This window comes from Vibrio sp. V08_P9A1T1, from assembly GCF_963874405.1.
In the GTDB taxonomy this organism is placed as follows: domain Bacteria; phylum Pseudomonadota; class Gammaproteobacteria; order Enterobacterales; family Vibrionaceae; genus Vibrio; species Vibrio anguillarum.
Genome location: NZ_CAWNIB010000132.1, coordinates 1 through 4,891, shown reverse-complemented (window position 1 = coordinate 4,891; position 4,891 = coordinate 1). Strand labels below are relative to the sequence as shown.

The window sequence follows — 4,891 nt, the reverse complement described above, 5'->3', positions numbered from 1 at the left end:
ATTTATAGGAGAGATAAAATGTCATTGGATAATGTCGATTCATTTTGATTCAGTGGAAAAGTGTCAGACCCGATCTGGACTGTTCTTCTATGGGAGTCATTGGACGTTTACGTCGAACCAGTAATGTCTGGAAGAGTAAAATGGATAAGGTGTTTAAAGAACATGGGTTAAGCAGCATCGAGTTCGATATTTTAGCAACGATGCGTCGAAGCGATCCTTCCGGTATTACACCAACAGAGTTATATAAGACACTCATGCTTTCTTCAGGCGCTGTAAGTACGCGTTTAGATCAGTTAGTAAAAAAAGGATTGGTAGGGCGTATTTATAGCGAACACGACCGGCGAAGCTGCAAAGTCACTTTGACCTCAAAAGGTGTTAAGTGTGTTGATACTGCGTTAAACGATCATGTTGAAAACATGGATAAAATGCTGAATGTATTGACTAAAAAAGAACAAGATCAACTTGCTGATTTACTACGCAAGGTATTGATTTATGAGGAAAACGAATAAAGAGAATTTTGGGGGTTGTAGTGGATATAACATGTTTCAGCAAACTATATCGCTCATCATAAATAGCATACTCTCAACGCTCACGAAACTAATTCCCTCCCCTTCAAAGGGAGGGGTGTTTCTTGTTGGTTGCTAGCAGCACCCCCTCCTAACCTCCCCCTGAAAGGGGGAGGAACATAACGGGGCAAAAGTGTGTTGACGGCTCGCTAATCACTTTACTCTGAAACACACTCAAAATGATAAACGTTAATGCATTCATTCAAAGTTATAACTTTACGCCCTCACTGTAACTCTATGATTTTTATCAAACTATATACCGACTGATAAATTCTCCAACACCTTATCGATGTTTTCTGTACCGTTAGGCTTCAAACTCCTACAATGCAAGGCAGAGGGTCGGTGAAGGCTAAACTTTCACTTTTACATATTGAATACTCAACAATGCATTTGATTGCATTGGTACCGTCATCATTCAAAAGGAATAGTATGTTGAGCAAAGGATGGATATTGCTTGCCGCCGCAATCATCAGTCAGGGAGCATGGGCACTCGCTCCTTGCGGGCCAGACAGTGGCATCGGGGACTGGTGCAGCCTGGATATTAATCAGCTACACCCCACTCAGGCCGGGGTTGGTCAACAACAAGTTGATAAAACACAAGCCAAACTGGCGACAAAAAGCCCAGCACAACTTAAGAAGTACATGAAAAAGAAAAAGATCCCGGTAATCGTAGATGCTGATGGCCAGTATTGGTTGGTTGACCGACATCATCTAACCAAGGCGCTTTGGCAGCAAGGTGTGAAAGAGGTGACCGTCCACATCCTTGCTCACCTCGACAACAAGGAGAGCTTTTGGCAAGACATGCAAGGCAACCACTGGACATGGCTGCGCGATGAAAAAGGAGCCCCGCTAACTCCCGATCAATTACCTGCACACATAAGTAAGCTACCCGACTACCCCTACCGCTCTTTGGCAGGTGAACTACAAGATGCCGGTTATTACAGCAAGCATGAACAGGTTTATTTTGTTGAGTTTGCTTGGGCTAGCTGGCTTGGGGAGCAAATGAATTGGGTGCCGGTCAATGCGAGTACGCTCCCAGAACGACTCGAACAAGCTGCACAACTGGCATGTAGCTCAGCAGCTAAGGCTCTGCCTGGTTACCCCGGAGAGCAGTGTTCAACTATGCACCACCTCATCAACACGGCAAACTAAGGTTCTATCGCAAAGCGTGATTTAAATAAGACTCATCATTTTGAAGATACAATTAGCCTGCGAGCAAACAAATAGCTCGTAGGGCGTTGTTCGATAAGATGAATATGTATTTTGTTACAAATCGCCCTCTTGTCTTGTGGTTCAGTCAATGATTTACTGTCGCTTCCCTAGCAACAGAGGCTTTTATTGACAATGGACGACCCCTTCAGGCGACCAATATTTACTGATTCCCCCCTTTACCGTGCCCCCTTACTTAAGGAGGCCACATGTTAGAACTCTTCCTACTACCCGAAACTTGGGCGATATTTGCCACACTGCTTGCTTTAGAAGTGGTTCTTGGCGTTGATAATGTAGTGTTCATTTCCGTCTTATGTGAACGACTCCCCGTTCAGCAGCGGCCGCTTGCGCGTAACTTAGGCATTTTGTTAGCGGTTACCGCTCGGATTGGTTTGGTTTTTTCTATCAGTTGGCTGATGTCGTTAACTGCACCGATAGTCGTTTGGTTTAGCAACGAATTATCTGGACGAGATTTTATCCTCATCTTCGGCGGTGCTTTTCTGTTATTCAAAGCAGCAAAAGAGTTGTGGAACTGGCTGATGCCTGATGAGCATTCACATACGACGACAGTGAGTGCTGGCCTTGCGGTCGTGTTACTGCAAATTGTCGCGGTTGACGCGGTATTTTCCATGGATTCGGTAATCACTGCGGTGGGTCTAACTAACGACATTCCTATCATGGTCGCGGCCATTTTAGCGTCTGCGGTGATCATGATATTAACCGCAGCGCGCATTAACGCCTTAGTCACCCGTTATCCGGGTTTTAAAACGCTGGCATTACTGTTTTTAATGATGCTGGGCGGTTTGTTAATCGCGGAAGGTGTTGAGCTGCACATCAATAAAGGCTACGTCTATTTTGCGATGGCGTTTGGTTTGGCAATGGAGATTTGTCATATTCAATGGGCGAAGAAACAAGCAATCCAGATTAAGCAGCTACGTCCGTTAAAGCTATATACGTCTACGTCAAAGCTACATACGTCAAAGCTACATACATCAAAACCATATTCGTTAAAAAGGCCCATGCCTTTACTAAGGTCAAAGTCCTCAGCACATTGAAGAGATAATTAATATCAGAAGGGCGAACAGCAACGTCGCCCTTTCTTCTATCCGAATACTATTGACGTTAAGCTAATTTACGCACACTAAATTGGCTCATTAACGCTTTTAAATCATTGGCTTGCTGTGATAAATCATTACTAGCGTTAGCGGTTTCTTCTGTGCTCACTAATACTTTGTCGCCTGAATCACGAATACCTAACAAATTTTGGCTGACTTCTTCAGCACTCACGGCTTGTTGCTCGCTGGCGGAGGCGACTTGCAAGTTCGATTGCATCAGTTCGTCTAACGCTCCCGCTATCGAATAGAGCTGAGCTTTTGCACTATCGACGAGTGTTGATGATTCGCTGATCTGCTGGTCATTATCTTCTATCGATTTTGCAGCAATTTGAGCTTTATTCACCAACACTTGGATCAAACTGCTGATTTCATGAGTCGCTTCTTGGCTGCGAGAAGCCAAAGCGCGCACTTCATCAGCCACAACCGCAAATCCTCTTCCTTGTTCACCCGCCCTTGCCGCTTCAATTGCAGCGTTGAGTGCCAACAAATTGGTTTGCTCTGAAATCGAATCAACCACTGAAACGAAATTCTGAATTTTATGTGTGCTGTCTTGTAACTCTAAGATCATTTTCTGTGAGTTAGCCGCGTTAATCACCAATTGATGGGAGATTTTTTGTGTCACATCTGTCGTTTCACAAGCCGCTTTAACGCTGTTATCTGCACGAGTAGTCGACTCCGCAGCACCTTCAGCGTTACTCGCCACTTCTGTGATCGTTGATGCCATTTGCTCCATTGCAGCCGCAACTTGCTGAGTGCTCTCTTGCTGTACAAGCATCGCTTTACGGTTATTCTCTGCCAACACATTTAATTCCGTCACCAGCCCTGCAATGCTGTTTGCTCTTTGAATCACCTCACCAACGGTTTTACTCAACGAGTCCGCCATGGTGTTCATACTTTGCGTCAACTGGCCGATCTCATCTTTTGACTCTGGCACAATGTGCTGATCAAAATGACCATTTGCCATTTTAGCCGCTATATTTCTCACTTTTAGCACAGAGCGAACAATTTGACGGCTGAGTAACGTCCCCATCACAAGGCCAAGAATTATCGAAACGACAGCTAATGTTATTGTGCCCTGCAATGCTCTGTGTTCTTCATCCTCAGTAATGAGAATAGAGGTTGCTGTTTTTTGCTCTAAATCGCGTAGAAAATGTTCAATTTCGGTATTAAATGCCTCTTGCATTTTTTCTAGCACGAGCACTTGTGGCGCAAGTTGTTCTACTGGCTCATTACTATTTAAGCGCTTGAGCAACTCAAATAAAGCCACCTCATACTGATAGTAATGACTTTCTAACGCTTCAAATGTTTGGTATCGGTTTTGACTCTCTTGATCAACACCCTTCGCTTGACGATGCTTCTTTGCATCACTGAGTATTTGCTTCGCTTGTGTCAATTCAGACTCCAACACTTTTGCGATGTTTTCTGTCTTCTGAGTAAGGTCTTTCAGCGCTTGTGAGTTGCCTTCGACAGGGATTTTAGCCAGTCGAAAAGCCTTTTCTAACACGATAGAGCTTTCCAACTGTTTGATGGTGATATCCGACGTCAACCGGATTAAAGGAATACTTTCATCCGCGATTTCTTCAATTTCGAGCGCAATACGATTCATTTTTAAAGCGCTAAAGCTTGCAACACCAACAATTAGGCACAGCATTAGCGTAATTAGCGAAATCATTTTTTGGGTAATCGATAAGTCTTTAATCCACTGCATAAATGCGCTCTCCAAACACAACCATTAAAGCCATTCGTTTATATGAATATTGTTATGCTGTTAAAGATAGTTTAGTAAAACCTAAAACACACTATTTCTAATACTAAGTAACTAGAGGTCATATCTGTTCAAGCGAGTAGAAAACTCTGCTTTTACTTATCAGTCAGTGTGTTAAAGACAAAAGCCCGAACGCTTGGGTTCAGGCTTTAAGATAGGGAACAAGGTCTACGGCGTTAGATGCGCTCTACACATTCACGAGCAATTACCAGCTCTTCATTGGTTAGGTTTATATT

Annotated in this window: 3 protein-coding genes and 1 pseudogene; 3 read left to right on the top strand and 1 reads right to left on the bottom strand. The window is 43.8% G+C overall.

What is annotated here, in order from left to right:
- The first annotated feature begins 18 nt into the window (after positions 1-18).
- From AACT21_RS06485 to AACT21_RS06475, 3 genes and pseudogenes are all read left to right on the top strand, one after another.
- Positions 19-509: pseudogene (locus AACT21_RS06485) on the top strand (MarR family winged helix-turn-helix transcriptional regulator).
- 486 nt (positions 510-995) lie between these two features.
- On the top strand, positions 996-1,718 hold the full coding sequence (locus tag AACT21_RS06480; RefSeq protein WP_094124153.1) for a ParB-like protein: 723 nt from the start codon (positions 996-998) through the stop codon (positions 1,716-1,718).
- Between the two features lie 266 nt (positions 1,719-1,984).
- Positions 1,985-2,830 carry a TerC family protein gene (locus AACT21_RS06475; protein ID WP_017045335.1) on the top strand — a complete coding sequence of 282 codons (846 nt, stop codon included), beginning with the start codon at positions 1,985-1,987 and terminating at the stop codon, positions 2,828-2,830.
- 67 nt (positions 2,831-2,897) lie between these two features.
- Here the strand turns inward: AACT21_RS06475 and AACT21_RS06470 are convergent, their stop codons facing one another.
- Positions 2,898-4,598, bottom strand: coding sequence for a methyl-accepting chemotaxis protein (locus AACT21_RS06470; protein ID WP_094163533.1), 1,701 nt, complete (start codon positions 4,596-4,598; stop codon positions 2,898-2,900).
- Between the last annotated feature and the right edge of the window lie 293 nt (positions 4,599-4,891).